Raw genomic sequence first — 18439 nt, forward strand, 5'->3', positions numbered from 1 at the left:
TTGTGTTTTGGCTAAAAGTTACGATTTTGCATAGTAGGATTTTGCATTAACTTTTTTCTTGTATAAGGTTTGATTTTTTGATACATTTTATTACAACACAAAGAATTTCTACCAAAGGATATATCTATGGTTGCACAATTTACAAAAGATCTAAAAGCAAAGAATCTAAAAGTTACACCTCAGCGTATTGCAATGTTGCATGAGATTGAAGAAAATGGTCATATGGATGTTGATGAATTGTATGAAAGAATTAAAGAATTTTATCCTTCTATCTCTCTTGCTACGATTTACAAAAATATTGGTGCATTGTGTGAGGCAAATATTTTGCGAGAAATCAAAGCACCAAATCATAAGCAAAAATATGAACTTGCTTGTGATAAACATATCCATGTAGCTTGTGAGAAATGCGGAAAATTTGAGGATTTAAAAATGGATACAACTACGCTAGAAAAAATGGGATCGCAAAAAAGCGGCTATAGGCTTTATGATACTTCTGCGGTGCTTATTGGTGTGTGTCCAGAATGTGCTCAACGCGCTTAAAATATGTAGATTCACACATCATAGATTCATACGCAAGGAGGGGTTGTGCTAGGCGTTGGAGAGATTTTTGAAAAACTTTGGCAAAGTTGTGCTTTTAAAAGAGAATCTTTGTCAATCATAAACCAAGATCTTTGCAGTGCGCAGGGCTTTGTGTTGGCGCAAGATATTGTAGCTACACGCCCACTGCCACCTTTTGATAATTCTGCTATGGACGGCTATGCAGTGCGCATAGAGGACGCAGGAAAAGAAGTAAAGCTTGCTGGACGCACACTTGCTGGAGAAAGTAATGTTGGATTTGTGCTTACTCAAGGTGTTTGCCATAAAGTAATGACAGGCTCTCCTATTCCTCGTGGCACACAAGCTGTGGTGCCTATTGAGCAGGTTACACATAGCAATGAGCATACGATTTTGCTTCCTGCTGATATTAAAGATTCACAAAATATTCGTTTTGCAGGTGAAGAAATTGCCTTAGATTCAGTAATTTTGCCAAAAGGAAAGCGTCTTGGGGCATTGGATTTAGGCTTGATTGCTTCCCAAGGACTTTCATACATCAAGGTGTATAAAAAGCCTAAGATTGCACTTTTTTCTAGCGGAGATGAAGTCATAGAACCCGGAGAAGTTGCGCTAGATCATCAGATTTATAATACAAATGCCACAACACTTAGGGCGCTTTTTGCACAATATCATCACGAGTCTTGTTATAAGGGAATCTTGCCAGATGATAGGCAGAGTTTGCGTGAGATTTTGTGTGCTCTTGGGGAATATGATATTGTGGTTACCACAGGGGGTGCGAGTGTTGGGGATGCGGATTTGCTCAAAGCCACATTACATGAACTTGGCGCAGAATTTATCTTTGATGGCGTGAATCTAAAACCCGGCAAACATCTTAGTATAGCGCTCTTGGGTGAGAGTATTTTTATTATGTTGCCAGGTAATCCTTTGGCTTCACTCTTGCATGTTTATACTATTATTTTGAGTTTTTTAGAGTTTTGCGCCGGAGCCTCTAAGTATTATCTAAAAGCACATATTGGCTGTGTAGATTGTGATGTAGCGCTAAGAAATGGTGTGCAAACACTGCTTTTAGGGGAATTTCGTGATGGCGTTTTTTATGTCTTTAATCGTGGTAAATTTGGATCAAGTGCGCTTATTAATGTGTGGAAAAATAATGCGATAGCACTTATGGATGAAAATTATGCTAAGATTAGTGCTAAAGAATCTATACGATGTTTGCTCTTTGAGAATGATTTTGAAGAGGAGTGTCGTTTTATCAACACAAGGAGGAGTCTATGATAAAAGTATTATTTGGTGTAAGTGATACGCAAGAATGCCGCAGAGCAATAGATACGATTGTAAAATTTTTTGGTGATCGCAAAGATGTCGAGCTCACGCTTTTGCATGTCAGTCAAGATATTGTAGTATATGCTCAAAGTGGTGTAGTGAATTATGAAACTATCGAAAATATTGAGCATGAAAAATCTAATGAGATTCTTAATGAATTTGAGCAGGCTTTTAAGGAAAATGGTTTGACATGTCAAAAGATTCTGCGCACAGGTAACCCTATTGACATTATGCTTGAAATTGCAAATGAATATGATCTTTTGGTAATTGGTGCAAGTGAATCTTCGCTCCTTTATAGAATCTTTAGTTCTCATCAAAATAGCTTTGTGAATTCCTCGCCAATTCCAGTGCTTGTCGCAAAATAAGTGTTTAGTGTCGCGTGTAGATAATTGCAATTAACCCAGGTATTGCAAAGAGCGCGGCAAAAAGTGGATTGTAGGTAATACCAAGTAATGGTGCGATAACCACAAGACCGCCGATTTGGTTAGCAACCGCAATCCCTACATTAAATGCAGCTTCATTCACACTCATAGAGCTATCCATAAAGTTGGGAGTGTATTTTTTGGCGACATTCATCGCATTCATTTTTAATGCAGGAATGCTTGCAAATGCGACAAATCCCATACAGCATAGATTCACTATCACAAGCCAATCCCAATGATAACTCACACTCACACATGCATAGATGAGAATCTGCGCACCGATAATCAGTTTTAGGGCTGTGATACTGCCGTGACTATCGGCGAGTTTGCCACCAACAAGATTCCCCAAAATAGCACAAGCACCATAGGCTAAAAGAATAACGCCCATAGCATTTTGCGAAAAACCCATTGTTTTTACAAGGAGTTCCCCAAGATATGTATATAGCACAAAAGCCCCACCACAAGTGCATATCGTAACTAGATATGCTTTAAGGAGTTGAGAAACTTTGAGGGCTTTTAGCACATAGATAAAGCGTATTTGTTGCCCTTTGATATCATTTGGCATAAAAATACATGCACTAAGAAATGCGAGGCTTGTAAAAAGAAAAATCAGTAAGAAAATTGCCTTAAATCCATAAGCCTCACCGATAAATGTCCCCAATGGCACACCGCTTACAAGCGCTATAGTGAGACCAGATACCATCAGTGCGAGGTTGTGAGATTCTTTGCCTTTTGGTGAGACTTGCAAGGCAGTGAGGGTAGCGATGACAAAAAACACACCATGTTGTGTCCCAGCGATAAAACGTGCCACAACATTTAAAGAAAAATTATCGCTAACATAGAGCACAAAATTTGCGATACCAAAGATTCCAAGATTGAGTAAAAGTTGTATTTTTCGATTAAAGGAGCTAAGAGGAATGGTTACAATTGGTGCGCCTACAACGACACCCAATGCATAGGCAGTTGTGAGGTAACCAGCCTTATGCGCATCGATATCAAAAAACTTTTGCACATCAATTAATACTCCAGCGATAACAAACTCCGTAACCCCCATACAAAATGAACTTAATGCAAGGATTACAATGACTTTTTGTGAAAGAGAAAGCCCCAAAACATCTCGTGCCATAAGCGCTCCATACAGATATGAATTAAAATCGCGGATTATAGGACAAAAAAATAGTAATAAAGCTTAATGTTTAAGATTTTTGCCAAGCTAAACGCGTTACAATAAAACCGCAATCAAATCTTATTCAATCTAATGGGGCATATATGAAACTTATCAACATTTCTCATATACAAGACGCAAGATCGCGTTTGCAGAGTGTGATAGCTCATCAACCGCTTGCTTTTGCACCGCGCATTAGTAAGGTGGCTAACGCGCAAGTGTTTTTAAAAAAAGAAAATCTCCAGCTTACAGGGGCATTTAAAATCCGTGGCGCTTATAACAAGATTGCTACACTAAAAGAACAAGATGCACGCGATAGCACGAATTTTTTGGCACAGGGGGTTATATGCGCAAGTGCAGGTAATCACGCCCAAGGTGTTGCATATAGTGCACAATATTTTAAGACAAAGGCTGTCATTGTTATGCCAGAAAATACGCCGCTACTCAAAGTTGATGGCACTAAGGCAATGGGTGCAGAAGTGGTGCTTGTGGGTAATAATTATGATGAATCCTATGCTTATGCGCTTAAACTTGCTAAAGAGCGCAATCTTACTTTTATTCACCCATTTGCTGATGCAGAGGTTATGGCAGGGCAGGGTAGTATTGCACTTGAGATGATAGAGGAGCAAGATCTTGATATTGTGGTGGTGCCAGTAGGCGGTGGTGGGCTTATTAGCGGTATAGCAAGTGCGTATAAGGCATTAAGTCCAAAAACAAAAGTAATAGGCGTCAATGCCAAGGGAGCAAATGCCTTAATGAAGAGCTTTCATGCGCGTCAGATTCTCAATTCCCAATCTGTGCGCACCATAGCCGATGGGATTGCTGTGCGTGATGTAAATGAGGGTGTGTTTGAGTGCATATTGGAGGGTGTTGATGATATGGTAGAAGTTGATGATGAAGAGATAGCAAGTGCAATTTTATTTCTGCTAGAATCTCAAAAGCTCGTAGTAGAGGGTGCTGGTGCAGCAAGTGTTGCTGCGCTTTTGCATCACAAACTAAATCTCAATCCCTCTTTAAAAGTTGGAGCGGTTTTGAGTGGGGGCAATATCGATGTAACAATGCTAAATATGATTATTGAGCGTGGTTTGTTTAAATCTGATAGAAAAATGAAGTTAGAGGTTGTCCTTATAGATAAGCCAGGAAGCTTACAGAATCTCACAAATATTCTCACAAAGGTTGGAGCAAATATTGTTCAAATAAATTATGATCGCACACCTACGAGTTTAGAATATGGCGATGTGCTTATCACAATGGCATTAGAGATAAAGGGCAGGGAGCATAAGGAATCTGTGCTAAAAAGCTTATTAGAGTGTGGGTATAAATTTAGCGAAGTGATATAGTGTGATTACCTTCTAAAGAATCTAGCTTTGTAATTTATGGAGTCTTTGTATTTATAGTGCGTAAGATATGAGTAGCGGTATCAATATCTTTAGTGATTTGATCTTTTAGGGATTGTAGGGTGTCAAAATGCCTATTTTCTCGTATTTTTTGCACAAACCCTAGCGTGAGATATGGTGGCAGTGTAGGGATAGAGCGTCCTAAAATATGTGTTTCTATGCTAAATTCTCTATCTGTGCTTAAGCGATTACCCACAAAACTCACACTCTCATACCATATCTCATCAAACTTACACATACTTGCATATACGCCATCTTGGGGTAATATGTAGTCATTACATACAAGATTGATTGTTGGATAGAGTTCGCGTGAGCCGATATTTTGCCCCGTGGTTGTGTGGGCATATATGGTGTAGATTCGCCCTAGCAAAAGATTGGCAATAGGAATATTGCCTGTGGTGATACATTCTTTGATAATGCTTGAATGCACACCAAGATCATGGATTTTGTATTCTGGCACGATGATGATTTCTTTGTCCGCACAGAGTGTATAGAGATCAGAAGCACTAAACTTTCTATCTTTGCCAAACTTAAAATCATACCCTACCACAATGCGTTTTAATGTCCTAAAGTGTCGTGTGAGAAATTCGACAAATGCTTTGCCACTTAGGTTTTTTATGCGCGCAAGATCGACATAAAATATAGGTATGTTTGTGTGAGATTCTTTGTGTGGTGTGAGCATACGAGGAGCTTGTGTGTGGATAGATAAAATTGCACCTTGAGAATCTAAATGCTCCAAAAGTTTGAAATGCGCAAGATGCATGCCATCAAATTTGCCAATGGCAAGAGAAGTAATCTCATTTGAGTTGCGCGAGGATAAAGTATTCAGCATTGCCTTCCTTTCCTAAGATATTGCTTTTGTGTAGTATGTAGGTATGTGTTTGAGAGAGCAGGGCACAAAATTGTTCTAAATTTTGTTTGATAAGATACTCATCTTGCAACACGCCTTTTTTGTTGCGTTTGGCATCTTTGCCTACTTCAAATTGTGGCTTAAAGAGCAAGAGTAAATACGGAGCCCTAAAGCGCAATATTGAGGGCAAAATAAGGCGTAGCGAGATAAAGCTCACATCACAAGTGATGAGATCAAAATGCATAGTTGAGTGAAAATCGCGAATATCACAATTTTCAAAAAGGCTTATGCGTGAATCTTGTCGTAGTTTAGGATGGAGTTGTGCATTTCCTACATCAACGCACACGATATGTTTGGCACCAGATTCTAAGAGGACTTGCGCAAAGCCTCCTGTGCTAGAGCCTATGTCTAGGATTGTGCTATGAGCAATTTGCAAGGACACATTTAAGGTGGAGAGATATGTAAGAAAATCTTGGAGTTTATATCCTGCGCGGCTTACTAGATGCGCCTTGATTTCTAAATATGCAGGATCAAGCGGTGTATCGCTAGGTTGGATTATCATTGAGGGTTTGGTAAGTAATGTATTTTTATAACAAACCTTGTGAGCCAAAATTGCCTCTTTTGCCTTTTGTCTGCTTTGAAAATATCCCATTTTGTGTAAAAGAGAATCTAAGCGCATTAGCGAAGTTTGCTTTTTAACACAGGATAGCCAAAGTCAAAAGTCATACTTCCTACATTTTTGATTGTTACTTGGAGTTTCATTGTTTCCCTGTGTTTTTTGCTTATGCTATCAAATTCCACGACAAATATCGTGTTGTATGGGTTTTTGGGACGCAAAATATCAGTATATTGATGAGGATTTAGGCGTGTTACAAAAAGAGATTCCATATGAATATCATGCGAGAGAAGTGCAAAAGAGAGTTTGCTTTGGATTTTGGGATCGGGCTTTTTTTCATACAATTCTATGAGAAATACTTCGCGTGGGGCATTGATATGATCTACATCATTTAAATATGTTGCAATAGCAACAAAGGGCGTATATTTGCCCTCTATAATTTCAGCCTTGCGTGATGCTTGGACTTTGCGCTCCAAGCGTTTTTCTTGTGTGATATCGGTATTTTTTGCAGAAGGTATGAGAGAATATGTGCTTACATCACTACACCCACTACAAATAAGAATACATAAAACACAAGCAAGGCTACGCATTAATTCTTAAACCATGATTTGATTTTGGCAAAGCATTGATCTAGCGCGCTAAGATGTGGTGCACTCTCGTTTCCAAAACTCTCATGTAATTTTTGAAGCAATTCTTTTTGCTCGGCAGTAAGCTTTTTGGGATAGGTAATAGTAATTTGTGCCACAAATTTTCCATATGCAGAGGTATTGAGGATTTTTACTCCTTGATTTTCAAATACAAATTGTGCGCCATCTTTGGCATTACTTGGAAGTTTTAGTTCTAACTCGCCGCGTAAGGAAGGGATTTTGATACTTTGACCTAAGAGCACGGAAGTAAAAAACACCGGAACTTCTATGTAGATATTTTCACCATCGCGGATAAAGTTCTCATCATCATCAGCGTGAATCTGTAAAAATAAATCGCCCCTTTTGCCATTTTTATCGGCATGTCCTCTACCTTGTAAGCGGATTCTATTGCCACTATCTACGCCCTCTGGGATTGTAACTTCAAAGCTTTCTTCTTTGTTTTCATAGCCCTTGCCCTTACATGCTGGGCAATTTTCAACCTTTTTCTCTCCTGTGCCACCACACGCACTACAAGTTTGGGCAAAGGTTACAAAGCCCTGTCGTATATAGGTTTTTCCCTCACCTCTACATGTGCTACAAGTTTGAAGTTTGCCATCTTTTGCACCTGTGCCATTACATTTTTGGCATGAGACTTTATAAATATTTTTGATTGTTTTTGTGCAACCAAACACTGCTTCTTTGAAGCTTAGATGAAGCTCTTGGAGTGCGTGTAGATCTTCACCTCTTTTTGTCCGCGTGCTTCCCCCACCAAAAAAGCTCTCAAAAATACTTCCAAAGCCTTCGAAAATATCACCAAAGCCTTGTGCGCCACCGCTACCATTTAAGCCCTCTTTGCCGTATCGATCATAGATTGCGCGTTTGTTTTCATCGCTAAGCACTTCATAGGCTTCATTGATAAGCTTAAATCTTTCTTCTGCGTCTTTGTCATCGGGATTTCTATCAGGGTGGTATTTAAGTGCGAGTTTGCGGTAGGATTTTTTGATACTTTCTTTATCGCTTGTGCGCGTAACTTCTAGCACTTCATAGTAATCTAGGCTTTCCATTGGTATAATACTCCTTGAAAATAAAACCAAAAATTGTAGCAAAAGAAAACTAAAAAAGATATGTGGGAGGGAAAATGAATACCTACAAAATGGGGTTGCAGTCTTTTTTTGCACTTGTAGAGGCATTAGAGCAAATCCCAGCTATTGGCAAAAAAAGTGCACAAAAAATCGCACTCACCCTAAGCACAGAGGATAAGTTTTTGGGACTAAAAGTCGCTCATACGCTTGAAGAAGCCACACGCAATGTGCGTATCTGTGAGAAATGTCTAGGATTAAGTGAATCTGAAGTCTGTGAGATTTGTTTGGATTCTACGCGGGAGAATGGAGAATTGTGTATTGTAGCGCACCCAAAGGATATTTTTACGATAGAAGCTATGGGGGAATTTAGGGGTCGATATTTTGTGCTAGATTCAAAGGCACACATGCAAGATATTGATTTTGCACTTTTAGCTGGGCGTATAGAATCTGAAAATATCGTTGAGGTGATTTTTGCACTCTCGCCAACACTTGCAAATGAAGCGATTATGCTTTTTGTCGAAGATGCATTGCAAAATACCAATCTTAGATTCACAAAAATTGCACAGGGTGTGCCAACAGGGATTGGCTTAGATTCTATTGATCAGCTTTCTTTGTCTCGGGCTTTGAGCGCGCGAGTAAAAATTTAGCAAATTTAAGGCTTATATAAGTCCTAATTTAGGTAGAATTCTAAGGTCATTTCATCAAAAAAGGAGACGAAAATGAAAAAGTTAGTATTGCTTATTGCAGCAGGTTGTGTAAGTATGGCATTGGCAGCTGAAGCACCAGCTACTTTCAAAAAATGCGTAAGTTGCCATGGAGCTGATGGTAAAAAAACAAACTTTGGTAATGATGCTATTGCTGGGTTGGATAAAGCTACGATTGTTGAGGATTTGAAAGGTTACAGAGCTAAGACACTTAATCGTCATGGTAAAGCAAACCTTATGAATCCAAATGCAGCTACTCTTACAGATGATCAAATCGAAGAGCTTGCAACTTACATTTCTAGTTTGCCAAAATAACTCTTTGGGCTAGGGGGATTTCCTCTAGCTTCATACATAGACTTCCTACATGTCAGAAATTCTTTTAGATTCTCAAGCTTTTTTTCATAATCTCACATATATTTCAAAACATCTTCATACGCATTCTACATCTACAAAATTAGCCTTGGTTCTTAAAGACAATGCCTATGGACATGGATTGAGAGAGATTGCGAGTTTAGCTAGAGAATTTGGTGTGCAAGATGTGTTTGTGAAGACATATGATGAAGCACAGGTTGTGCGAGAGTTTTTTGGCTCTATTACGATTTTATATGGTGAGCCAAAGGGGGCGTTAGCACCCAATATGGCGATTGCAATTAACAATAAAGAAATTTTGCATTCATTGGCATTTGGAAGCAAGGTTGAATTAAAAGTCAATACTGGCATGAATCGCAATGGCATTGATCCTAGCGAGTTAGAGGAATACATCACATTAATCACCCAAAATGGCTTAGAGCTTTTTGGTGTATTTACACATAATGGGTATGGCGATGATTTGGGTGATGATTTTAAGATAGGGTGCGAAAACTTTGAAAACATTAAGGTTGCAGTATTGTATATTTGCAAGAAGCTTGGCATAGAGAAACCACGCTTTCATGGGCTGAATTCTTCTGGCACTTTGCGATCACAGACTATCACAGATGATTTGGTGCGTGTGGGGATTGGCGCATATGGATACCTCCAATCAGATGCTACACCCCAAATTGCTCATGCGCTTAAGCCTGTGGCGTCTTTATGGGCAGATAGAATCTCATCTAAAATCTTGCCAAAAGGCGCAAAAATAGGCTATGGTGGCAAAAGTGTGCTACAAGAAGAGAGTATGGTGAGCACATATGATATTGGATATGGTGATGGATTTCCTCGCATCAATGAACACACAAAGCTATATACTGCCTGTGGGAAGAGGATCTTGCCTCGCACTTCTATGGATTGTTTTTCGTGCGTGAGTGATGCACCTAGAATCTGTGTTTTTGATAATGTAATGCCCATAGCACAGGCATTTAATACCATTAGCTATGAAGTGCTTACACATCTCTCGCCTTTTATTAAACGCACGATAGTGAGGAAATAATGAAATTAGCGGTTTTTGATTTTGATTGTACCTTGATGGATGGTGAAACGATAGATTTTTTGGCAAAAGAATGTGGCGTGGAAGTACAAGTTGCAGCTATCACACATAAAGCTATGAGTGGAGAGCTAGATTTTTATGAAAGCCTTAAAAATCGTGTGCATTTGCTTGCTGGATTGACTGAATCTAGGGCGCGAGAAATTTGTGAGAATCTACCACTTATGTTAGGCGCACAAGAGATTGTGCATTTTTTGCAAAGCCATGGTTATAAAGTGGTGTGTTTTAGTGGTGGTTTTAGTTTTGCCACAAGGCATTTTGCAAGAATCTTGGGGCTTGATGGCGAGTTTAGTAATATCTTGCACACAAAGGCTGGTGTTTTAAGCGGTGAAGTTGGCGGCGAGATGATGTTTGGAGATTCTAAGGGTGTATTGTTAGCAAGGTTGCAGTATTTGCTTGGCGTGAGCGTGCAAGATACACTTTGTGTGGGTGATGGAGCAAATGATGTGAGTATGTTTGCCCATGCGGATACGCGCGTGGCATTTTGTGCTAAAGAAGTATTAAAACAAGCAGCAAATATTATTATTGAACAAAAGGATTTGCGCGCTATCATTCCTTCTTTAGAACAAGCCCATAAGGTGTAGATTCTAATTTTAGCTCTAGAATCTATGATATATATGCCAAAACCTTAAGGATTGCAAAAATGGAGATTGTCCCATATCTGACAAATGATACACATGTGATTACATTTTTGCTTTTACTCTTGCGTTTTAGTGGCATGTTTGCGTTTTTTCCTTTTTTTGATAATCAAATGATTTCTCCAAGCATTCGTGGAGCGATGATATTTTTTATGGCTGTGTTGTTTTATCCTCTTGCGCATTATGAATTGGGGCAGATTTCTGTCATTGAGTTAATGATTGCAGGACTTTTTGAGTTGATGTTGGGATTTTTGGCTGGGATTATGTTGCAAATTGTGTTTGCAATGATTAGCTTTAGTGGAGAGCTTATGAGTTTTTCTATGGGGCTTACTATGGCAAGTGCTTATGATCCTATCAGCGGCTCACAGCGTCCTATTGTAGGGCAGTTACTAAGTGTTTTGGCTCTGCTTATTGCATTAAATCTTGATTTTCATCATGTGATTTTGCAGCTTGTTGCTCATAGTCTAGATTCTGTGCCTCTTGGGAGCTTTATTTTTGGCGATAATGGTGTGGGTTATTATGTGAAAGCATTGAGCAATTTTTTTGTGGTTGGCTTTTCTATGGCATTTCCGATTTTAGCCATTATTTTATTCTCGGATATTATTTTTGGAATGATTATGAAAACCCATCCACAATTTAATCTTTTGGCAATTGGTTTTCCGATTAAAATTGCTATTGCATTTGTGGTGCTCATCATCGTGCTGCCTTCTATATATGTGCATTTTAAGCGTGAGATTGAAGAGGCATTGTTTGCTATAGGAAAGATGTTTTAATAAAAACTTAGCGGTATCTTAGGGTAAAACTTTAAGAGATTCTTAGTATTTTTGTAGTAGAATCCCACCCTAATTTTTACACAAGGAATCATCAATGAGAACCGAAGAAATTGCTGCTAAGGCATTAGAGAAACTTGATAATGATCGTTATGTTCTTTCAAATTTGCTTTTTGCGCGTATCAAGGAGCTTGGAGCAGGGGCTACACCGCTTGTAGATATGAAAGTTTCTAAACATAAACTTGCTGATATTGCAATGCGTGAGATAGCTGAAGGCAAGGTTGTATTTGAGAGTATCGAGCAGATTCCTACAAATAAATAACTTTTTATAAGGCAGATATTGTGAGTTTTTTTTCTCGTATAGGAGAGATTGATACCATAGAATCTGCCGCACAAACCTTACAAGAACTTACAAATATTACTCCAACGATTCAAAAAGCTATTAGTTGTGCCACACATTATCATCAAGGACAATTTAGAAAAAGTGGCATTCCTTATATCATTCACCCTATGTGCGTGGCGTGCATTGTGGCGTTTTATGGTGGCGATGAGACAATGGTATGCGCTGCATTGTTGCATGATGCAGTTGAAGATACACAATGTAGTCTTGAATTCGTGCAGGCAGAATTTGGCTGGGATGTAGCGCATTTAGTCGATGCTTTGACAAAAATTGTAGAGATTCGCAAAGAGGAATTTGGTGGGAGCTATGATAAAAAACTTGTTGCTTCTGCACTTTCTTTCCGTAAAATGCTCTTAATTTCTATCCAAGACATACGCGCATTTGTCATAAAAATTTGCGATAGAATGCACAATATGCTAACTCTTGATGCCTTGCCTCATTATAAACAAGTGCGTATCGCTGAAGAGACGCTTGTCGTGTATGCACCAATTGCACATAGGCTTGGGATTTCTTCATTAAAATCAGAACTTGAGGATCGCTGTTTTTATTATCTTTTTCCTAAAGAATATGAGCAGATTGATACATATATCAAAACACATTATCAATCTATTAGTCTTAAGCTTAGCTCATTTACAGATTCTGTGCGCACGCTTTTGCAACGCAATGGCTTTAGCGAGGGTGATTTTGAGATAGAATATCGTATTAAGCGATATTATTCAATTTATCTTAAAATGCAACGCAAAGGCGTAGCTATCGATGAAATTTTGGATTTATTGGCGGTGCGTATTCTTGTAAAGACTCCATTAGAATGCTATAAGGTATTGGGGATTTTGCACCTTAACCTAAAGCCCATTGTTTCTAGGCTTAAGGATTATATTGCAATCCCAAAAGAAAATGGCTATCAAACAATCCATACGACTATTTTTGATAAATCTAGTATTTTTGAGGTGCAAATTCGCACTTTTGATATGCATAAAACGGCGCAATATGGTATCGCGGCACATTGGAAATATAAAAGTGGTGGGCGTGAACCTAGTCTAAGTTGGGTGCAAAATCTCCAGCACCAAGAGAGTTCCATCGAGGAATTTTATGAACTTGTCAAAAATGATTTGTATCGCGAAGATCTTGTGGTATTTTCACCCGCAGGGGATACATATAGTCTGCCTGTTGGTGCATTGGTGTTGGATTTTGCGTATGCTATCCATACAGATGTCGGCAATCGCGCTGTAGGTGCATATGTCAATCATCAAAAAGTTTCGCTTTTGCAACCTCTTAAAAATAGTGATATTGTGCGTATCGTGGTCGCAAATGATGATGAGGTGATAAAACCGCGTTGTAGTTGGATAGATGCGCTTAAAACTTCAAAGGCAAAAAGTCAGCTCAAACTTCAATGTCACGCGCGTCTTAAAGAGGTCGATAGGAGGGCAGCGATAAATATTTTGGCAACAATGTTTGAGCGCACCCCAAAGGCTATTGAGGAATTTTTGCAGCAACAGAATCTAGATTCTGAAGTGTATAAGGTTATGCGCGATAGAGGCTTTTTTAAAAATATCAAAAATCATGCTAGAGACTTTTATCAAAAACGCAGGGTATTTTTTGGTCTTTTTAAAAGCAATCGCTTCAAAGTGCGCCAAATCAAGCTTGATAACATTGTGGCATTTAGTAATTTTGCCATTAGTGAGGCGATTTTTGATTATTGTTGTCATCCAAAATATGGTGATGGAATCTTGGCGATTAAAAATGGCACGAAGCTTTATATCCACCATAAGCTTTGTAGCCGCATAGAATCTGATATGGCAAATGGTGTAGATATGGTGTTTGTGCAATGGTTAGAAAATCAAAAATATAATTACAAGATTCTTGTAGCCCTTGAGGATAAAAAAGGTGCTATTGCAAGATTTTTGACGACTTTAGCAAAGTATCAATGTCGCGTAATTCGCGTGAATTATGATAGAATGAATAATGAGTTTGCAAGTTTGTGTGAAGTGTATATACAAAGTATCGATAATGATATTAAACCACTCAAAAATGCTATAGAGCAGCAATATAAAATTATCGAATTTAGTGCACTAAAAGATGCATATTCGTGAGATTAATATAGGAGATAGAGGCAATGGAGAATTTTGAACAACACTTAGATTCTTCACAATTAGAAAACTTACATAAGGCAATGCGTGAAATTGAGCGAGGGATTGTCGAGTTTATCGGTGCAGAATATATTCGATCGCTTATTGCGAGATTTTTTCTCACAGGAGAGAGATTTATTGTAAAAGCAGGATTTGATCCTACTGCACCAGATTTGCATTTAGGGCACACTGTGCTTATCCAAAAACTTGCTACATTTCAGCGTTATGGTGGTTTGGTGAAGTTTCTTATTGGGGATTTTACGGCAACAATTGGCGATCCAACAGGCAAAAGCGAAACAAGAAAACCACTTAGTAGAGAGCAAGTAGAGCAAAATGCACTCACATATAAGGAGCAAGTTTTTAAGATTTTGGATCCCAAATATACACAAGTATGCTTTAATTCCCAATGGATTAGCAAGCTTGGTGTTGAGGGGCTTATTACTCTTAGTTCGAAATTTTCTGTAGCAAGAATGCTAGAGCGCGATGATTTTACGAAACGATACAAAAATAACCAGCCCATTTCTATGGTGGAATTTCTCTATCCGCTCTTGCAGGGCTATGATTCTGTGGCATTAGAATGCGATATAGAGCTTGGAGGAAATGACCAAAAGTTTAATTTGCTTGTGGGACGCAGTTTGCAGAGAGCATATGGACTTAATAAAGAACAAAGTGTGCTAACCGTACCACTTTTAGAGGGTTTAGATGGCGTGAATAAAATGAGTAAATCTCTAGGTAATTACATAGGTGTTACGCAAGATCCAAACACTATGTATGCCAAGGTTCTTAGCATTTCTGATACCTTAATGTGGCGATATTATGAACTGCTTTCTGCTAAAAGTCTTGAGGAGATAGCTACACTTAAGGCGCAGGTAGAAAATGGCACACTTCACCCAAAAGCCGCAAAAGAGATTCTTGCGCTAGAAATTACAGAGCGTTATCACACAAAAGAACTTGCATATAGCGCAAAAGAAGAATTTGATAATGTATTTACCAAAGATGAGATTCCAAGTGATATAGAAACATTTAGTTTCGAATCTGGAGAGTGGATTTGCAAAATTGCGCTAGATTGTGGGCTTTCTCCCTCTACGTCACAAGCAAGGCGTGATATTAAAGCAGGTGCGCTAAAATTAAATAAGCAAAAAATAAGCGATGAAAATTTAAAATTAGACAAGGGCGAGTTTATCTTACAAGTTGGCAAAAGGCGTTTTGCTAAAATACTCATCAAATAACTAAGGACTACAATGCAGTTAAAACCTATCAAAATTGGAAAGCACATTATCAAGTATCCTATATTCCAAGGCGGTATGGGCGTGGGTATAAGTTGGGATAAATTAGCTGGTAGCGTCTCAAAAGAAGGTGCATTAGGTATCGTAAGTGCTGTGGGCACTGGGTATTATAAACAAATGCACTTTACACAAAAGCTTGTGAATCTTAAGCCATTTGAAGCAATTAATTTTTACTCCAAACAAGCGCTCCAAGAGATCATTAAGAATGCTCGAAAGCTTTGTGGAGATAATCCACTTGGGGTAAATATTTTGTATGCGATTAATGAATATGGTCGTGTGGTGCGTGATGCGTGTGAAGCTGGAGCAAATATTATCGTTACAGGTGCGGGATTGCCCACAAATATGCCTGAATTTACCAAAAATTTCTCTGATGTAGCGCTTGTGCCTATTGTGTCATCGGCTAAGGCATTGCGTATTATTTGTAAGCGTTGGAAAGATCGTTATGCAAAGATTCCTGATGCTGTGATCGTAGAGGGTCCTTTAAGTGGCGGACATCAAGGCTTTAGCTATGAGGATTGCTTTAAGCCAGAGTGTCAGCTAGAGGCTATTCTTCCAAAAGTTGTAGATGAGGCAAAACAATGGGGGGATATTCCAGTTATTGCTGCAGGTGGCGTATGGGATAGAAAAGACATTGATACAATGATAAGCCTTGGTGCAAGTGGCGTGCAAATGGGCACGAGATTTTTGGGCTCTTTAGAGTGTGATGCACAAGCATATCGAGATATTATGCCAAAGATTACTAAAGAGGACATTGTGCTTATCAAATCCCCTGTGGGTTATCCTGCTAGGGCGATTAAAATGGGTGTTTTGGAGCGATTAGAAGAAGGAAATGCGCCTAAGATTCGTTGTGTGAGTAATTGTGTTTCACCATGCCATAGAGGGCAAGAGGCTAAAAAAGTGGGATATTGTATCGCAGATTCATTGGGGGCAGGTCATTTGGGCGATCGTGTAAATGGCTTATATTTTACCGGTGCTAATGGATATAGAATTGAAAAGATTCAGAGTGTGAAAGAAATTATCACAGAGCTTGTTAGTGATGTGTAATGCAAAAAATCCTGTGTATTGTCGTATTTTTAAGCACATTTCTTAGCGCTCAAACGTATAAGATTCTAGGGCTTGTGCCATTTGGTGATTATAATCTTAAGATTGTTTTTGATCAAGATATTAGCGCCCTTAAGTTTGATGAAAAAAAACTCCAAGATGGGCGCGTATTTGTGGATTTGGAATCTGTCCTCGTGGTCCCAAAAAAGAGCTTTATTTTTAAAGATAATTCTACGATTAATGTCGCACAAAACACTCCTAAGATCGTGCGTGTTGTTATAAAACCTACAAAATCCTACACTATTACCAAAGAAGCCCAAAATCTCTATATTCGCATGAGCGAATCTACATCACAAATGCGTGCTACAACCACTACAAGCCCTGCTATTTCTACTGCTCCCTCATCTTCTGTCGCTAAGAAAAAAATTGTGATAGATGCTGGACATGGAGGTAAGGATTGTGGAGCTATGGGTGTGACTAAGGTATGTGAAAAGGTTATCGTGTTGGAAGTGGCAAAATACCTTCAAGCCGAGCTTAAAAAACGCGGATATATCACACATATGACCCGCGAGAGCGATCGATTTATTGATCTTATTGATCGCACAAAGTTTGCCAATGATAAAGGTGCGGATTTGTTTATTTCTATACACGCTAATTCTGTCCCTGTAGGCAAAAAATCCCCAAGCGGTATAGAGACATATTTTTTATCAACAAATCGTAGCCAAAAAGCCCTCAAGGTTGCCGAAGCCGAAAATATAGGGGATATAGCCACGATGAATTATTTTTCTAAACAAACCTTTTTGCATACGATTAATAATCATCGTCTTATTGCCTCTAGTAAACTTGCGATAGATATTCAAGCTGGAATGGTGGATTCTGTGCGGACAAAATATAAAAATATCGTTGATGGTGGTGTCAAAGATGGTCCATTTTGGGTTTTGGCTGGAGCGCTTATGCCATCTGTGCTTATTGAAATAGGATATGTCTCACACGCAAATGAGGGCAGACTTTTGATAAACAAAGAATATCAAAAGCTTTTGGCTCTTGGTATTGCTGATGGTATTGAAGATTATTTAGAGAAAAACTAAAAAGGAGAGGTTTTGAGAATTAGCAATAATCTTTTGGGCGCTATCATTTCTTGTGTATTTTTTGCATTATTTTCTTGGATTGCGATACTTCTTATAAGTTCTAGATTCTTTGATACATTTTCATATATCTTTTTTGTGTTTATCCGTGATCAAGGTTTATTTTCATTTCTGACAAATGCGATTTTGTTTTGTGGCGCACTCATAGCCTTGGGATTTTTAATCGTCGCGAGTTGGTATAAAAAGCTTGATGTATGGCTGTATACCTTTGCACTTGGTATGTGTGTGGGATGTGTGTATATCGTAGCGTTTTGTGCAAGCACAGAGATAAAGCCTCAAGAGCTTACTGATTTATTGCTCATAGAATCTAGCATTGATCATCGTAGTATGATAGAAAGCCTTTGGGATTATAAGTTGCGCATTATACTAAGCCTTATTGTGTATGTATTTTTTATCTTTATGCCTCTTATTTTTGCAATTTTGCATCTTGTGCCAAATACCAAGACTTATACAGGTTGGTTACTTGATATTACACAGCCTTCGTTTAATACTATAGTGATTGCCCTGTTTGCTTGTGCCTTTCAACCATTTTATTTTAAACAAAATGCCTATGATTATATTGATTTGGCGTTATTTGCAGCAGGTATCATACTCTTTTTTGTTGTATTGGTGCGTCAAAAACACACACTAAACTTCTATGGATATAGTAATCTTGCTATTTTAATTTTTGGTGTGGTGCTTGTAGCGTTTTGTTCAAACATTCTTGCAAGTTCTGATCAATATTTTTCTGTGCGTTACACATTGTATGCTTTTGTATTTATTGTGTGGTGTGTAGAATGTATGTATAATTACATAACTTATGATGAGGAGTAGCCTCGGCTAAGTTTGGTATTT

Annotated in this window: 20 protein-coding genes; 15 read left to right on the top strand and 5 right to left on the bottom strand. The window is 38.5% G+C overall.

Going from position 1 to position 18439, the window contains the following annotated elements; genetic code table 11:
* Positions 1-126: 126 nt before the first annotated feature.
* Genes B9T66_RS07285 through B9T66_RS07295 form a run of 3 tightly spaced genes read left to right on the top strand, consistent with a single transcriptional unit; the run spans position 127 to position 2243 of the window.
* On the top strand, positions 127-540 hold the full coding sequence (locus B9T66_RS07285) for a Fur family transcriptional regulator (RefSeq protein ID WP_095628317.1): 414 nt from the start codon (positions 127-129) through the stop codon (positions 538-540).
* Between the two features lie 45 nt (positions 541-585).
* A complete protein-coding gene (locus B9T66_RS07290; protein ID WP_095628318.1) occupies positions 586-1830 on the top strand; it encodes a molybdopterin molybdotransferase MoeA in 1245 nt (414 codons plus the stop codon).
* On the top strand, positions 1827-2243 hold the full coding sequence (locus tag B9T66_RS07295; protein WP_095628319.1) for a universal stress protein: 417 nt from the start codon (positions 1827-1829) through the stop codon (positions 2241-2243). The genes B9T66_RS07290 and B9T66_RS07295 overlap by 4 nt, the downstream gene beginning before the upstream one ends.
* Before the next feature lie 4 nt (positions 2244-2247).
* Here the strand turns inward: B9T66_RS07295 and B9T66_RS07300 are convergent, their stop codons facing one another.
* Complete coding sequence (locus B9T66_RS07300) at positions 2248-3426, bottom strand: MFS transporter (RefSeq protein ID WP_095628320.1); 1179 nt, start codon at positions 3424-3426, stop codon at positions 2248-2250.
* A gap of 143 nt (positions 3427-3569) precedes the next feature.
* Here B9T66_RS07300 and ilvA point away from each other — a divergent pair, with 143 nt between their 5' ends.
* Complete coding sequence (gene ilvA, locus B9T66_RS07305; RefSeq protein ID WP_095628321.1) at positions 3570-4805, top strand: threonine ammonia-lyase; 1236 nt, start codon at positions 3570-3572, stop codon at positions 4803-4805.
* 34 nt (positions 4806-4839) lie between these two features.
* Here the strand turns inward: ilvA and B9T66_RS07310 are convergent, their stop codons facing one another.
* Genes B9T66_RS07310 through dnaJ form a run of 4 tightly spaced genes read right to left on the bottom strand, consistent with a single transcriptional unit; the run spans position 4840 to position 8018 of the window.
* Positions 4840-5694 carry a bifunctional riboflavin kinase/FAD synthetase gene (locus B9T66_RS07310; RefSeq protein ID WP_095628322.1) on the bottom strand — a complete coding sequence of 285 codons (855 nt, stop codon included), beginning with the start codon at positions 5692-5694 and terminating at the stop codon, positions 4840-4842.
* Positions 5660-6391 (bottom strand): 23S rRNA (cytidine-2'-O)-methyltransferase TlyA, encoded by a 732-nt coding sequence (gene tlyA / locus B9T66_RS07315; protein WP_095628323.1) that lies wholly within the window; start codon positions 6389-6391, stop codon positions 5660-5662. The genes B9T66_RS07310 and tlyA overlap by 35 nt, the downstream gene beginning before the upstream one ends.
* A complete protein-coding gene (locus B9T66_RS07320) occupies positions 6391-6918 on the bottom strand; it encodes a hypothetical protein (protein WP_095628324.1) in 528 nt (175 codons plus the stop codon). The genes tlyA and B9T66_RS07320 overlap by 1 nt, the downstream gene beginning before the upstream one ends.
* Positions 6918-8018, bottom strand: a complete 1101-nt coding sequence (gene dnaJ, locus B9T66_RS07325) for a molecular chaperone DnaJ (protein ID WP_095628325.1) — start codon at positions 8016-8018, stop codon at positions 6918-6920. Before dnaJ ends, B9T66_RS07320 begins: the two co-directional genes overlap by 1 nt.
* 74 nt (positions 8019-8092) lie before the next feature.
* On the opposite strand from dnaJ, the gene recR reads away from it, so the two are divergent.
* The 11 genes from recR to B9T66_RS07380 all read left to right on the top strand — a co-directional run bounded on the left by recR (position 8093) and on the right by B9T66_RS07380 (position 18418).
* Positions 8093-8683, top strand: coding sequence for a recombination mediator RecR (gene recR / locus B9T66_RS07330; RefSeq protein WP_095628326.1), 591 nt, complete (start codon positions 8093-8095; stop codon positions 8681-8683).
* Positions 8684-8755: 72 nt separating this feature from the next.
* The gene (locus B9T66_RS07335) at positions 8756-9055 is read left to right on the top strand and encodes a c-type cytochrome (RefSeq protein ID WP_095628327.1); all 300 of its coding nucleotides are present in this window, start codon (positions 8756-8758) and stop codon (positions 9053-9055) included.
* A gap of 49 nt (positions 9056-9104) precedes the next feature.
* Complete coding sequence (locus B9T66_RS07340) at positions 9105-10145, top strand: alanine racemase (RefSeq protein ID WP_095628328.1); 1041 nt, start codon at positions 9105-9107, stop codon at positions 10143-10145.
* Positions 10145-10783: a phosphoserine phosphatase SerB gene (serB, locus tag B9T66_RS07345; RefSeq protein ID WP_095628329.1), complete on the top strand. Its 639-nt coding sequence runs from the start codon at positions 10145-10147 to the stop codon at positions 10781-10783. The genes B9T66_RS07340 and serB overlap by 1 nt, the downstream gene beginning before the upstream one ends.
* Positions 10784-10842: 59 nt before the next feature.
* Positions 10843-11610: a flagellar biosynthetic protein FliR gene (gene fliR, locus B9T66_RS07350; protein WP_095628330.1), complete on the top strand. Its 768-nt coding sequence runs from the start codon at positions 10843-10845 to the stop codon at positions 11608-11610.
* Positions 11611-11704: 94 nt separating this feature from the next.
* A complete protein-coding gene (locus tag B9T66_RS07355; RefSeq protein ID WP_095628331.1) occupies positions 11705-11929 on the top strand; it encodes a DNA-directed RNA polymerase subunit omega in 225 nt (74 codons plus the stop codon).
* Between the two features lie 20 nt (positions 11930-11949).
* Positions 11950-14097, top strand: coding sequence for a RelA/SpoT family protein (locus B9T66_RS07360; RefSeq protein WP_095628332.1), 2148 nt, complete (start codon positions 11950-11952; stop codon positions 14095-14097).
* Positions 14098-14120: 23 nt separating this feature from the next.
* Positions 14121-15362 carry a tyrosine--tRNA ligase gene (gene tyrS / locus B9T66_RS07365; protein ID WP_095628333.1) on the top strand — a complete coding sequence of 414 codons (1242 nt, stop codon included), beginning with the start codon at positions 14121-14123 and terminating at the stop codon, positions 15360-15362.
* A gap of 12 nt (positions 15363-15374) precedes the next feature.
* Entirely contained in the window at positions 15375-16463 is a 1089-nt protein-coding gene (locus B9T66_RS07370) for a nitronate monooxygenase (RefSeq protein ID WP_095628334.1), read from the top strand.
* Positions 16463-17548: an N-acetylmuramoyl-L-alanine amidase family protein gene (locus B9T66_RS07375; protein ID WP_095628335.1), complete on the top strand. Its 1086-nt coding sequence runs from the start codon at positions 16463-16465 to the stop codon at positions 17546-17548. The genes B9T66_RS07370 and B9T66_RS07375 overlap by 1 nt, the downstream gene beginning before the upstream one ends.
* Positions 17549-17560: 12 nt before the next feature.
* Positions 17561-18418, top strand: coding sequence for a hypothetical protein (locus tag B9T66_RS07380; RefSeq protein ID WP_095628336.1), 858 nt, complete (start codon positions 17561-17563; stop codon positions 18416-18418).
* Positions 18419-18439: the final 21 nt, after the last annotated feature.

Source organism: Helicobacter sp. TUL (assembly GCF_002287135.1).
GTDB lineage: Bacteria > Campylobacterota > Campylobacteria > Campylobacterales > Helicobacteraceae > Helicobacter_F.

Bases quoted from the DNA above. Each gene is read 5' to 3' on its own strand.
- B9T66_RS07285 (WP_095628317.1), top strand. From the start codon at position 127: ATGGTTGCACAATTTACAAAAGATCTAAAAGCAAAGAATCTAAAAGTT.
- serB (WP_095628329.1), top strand. From the start codon at position 10,145: ATGAAATTAGCGGTTTTTGATTTTGATTGTACCTTGATGGATGGTGAA.
- B9T66_RS07295 (WP_095628319.1), top strand. From the start codon at position 1,827: ATGATAAAAGTATTATTTGGTGTAAGTGATACGCAAGAATGCCGCAGA.
- ilvA (WP_095628321.1), top strand. From the start codon at position 3,570: ATGAAACTTATCAACATTTCTCATATACAAGACGCAAGATCGCGTTTG.
- B9T66_RS07355 (WP_095628331.1), top strand. From the start codon at position 11,705: ATGAGAACCGAAGAAATTGCTGCTAAGGCATTAGAGAAACTTGATAAT.
- B9T66_RS07370 (WP_095628334.1), top strand. From the start codon at position 15,375: ATGCAGTTAAAACCTATCAAAATTGGAAAGCACATTATCAAGTATCCT.
- dnaJ (WP_095628325.1), bottom strand. From the start codon at position 8,018: ATGGAAAGCCTAGATTACTATGAAGTGCTAGAAGTTACGCGCACAAGC.
- B9T66_RS07310 (WP_095628322.1), bottom strand. From the start codon at position 5,694: ATGCTGAATACTTTATCCTCGCGCAACTCAAATGAGATTACTTCTCTT.
- tlyA (WP_095628323.1), bottom strand. From the start codon at position 6,391: ATGCGCTTAGATTCTCTTTTACACAAAATGGGATATTTTCAAAGCAGA.
- B9T66_RS07300 (WP_095628320.1), bottom strand. From the start codon at position 3,426: ATGGCACGAGATGTTTTGGGGCTTTCTCTTTCACAAAAAGTCATTGTA.
- B9T66_RS07335 (WP_095628327.1), top strand. From the start codon at position 8,756: ATGAAAAAGTTAGTATTGCTTATTGCAGCAGGTTGTGTAAGTATGGCA.
- B9T66_RS07375 (WP_095628335.1), top strand. From the start codon at position 16,463: ATGCAAAAAATCCTGTGTATTGTCGTATTTTTAAGCACATTTCTTAGC.
- fliR (WP_095628330.1), top strand. From the start codon at position 10,843: ATGGAGATTGTCCCATATCTGACAAATGATACACATGTGATTACATTT.
- tyrS (WP_095628333.1), top strand. From the start codon at position 14,121: ATGGAGAATTTTGAACAACACTTAGATTCTTCACAATTAGAAAACTTA.
- B9T66_RS07320 (WP_095628324.1), bottom strand. From the start codon at position 6,918: ATGCGTAGCCTTGCTTGTGTTTTATGTATTCTTATTTGTAGTGGGTGT.
- recR (WP_095628326.1), top strand. From the start codon at position 8,093: ATGAATACCTACAAAATGGGGTTGCAGTCTTTTTTTGCACTTGTAGAG.
- B9T66_RS07340 (WP_095628328.1), top strand. From the start codon at position 9,105: ATGTCAGAAATTCTTTTAGATTCTCAAGCTTTTTTTCATAATCTCACA.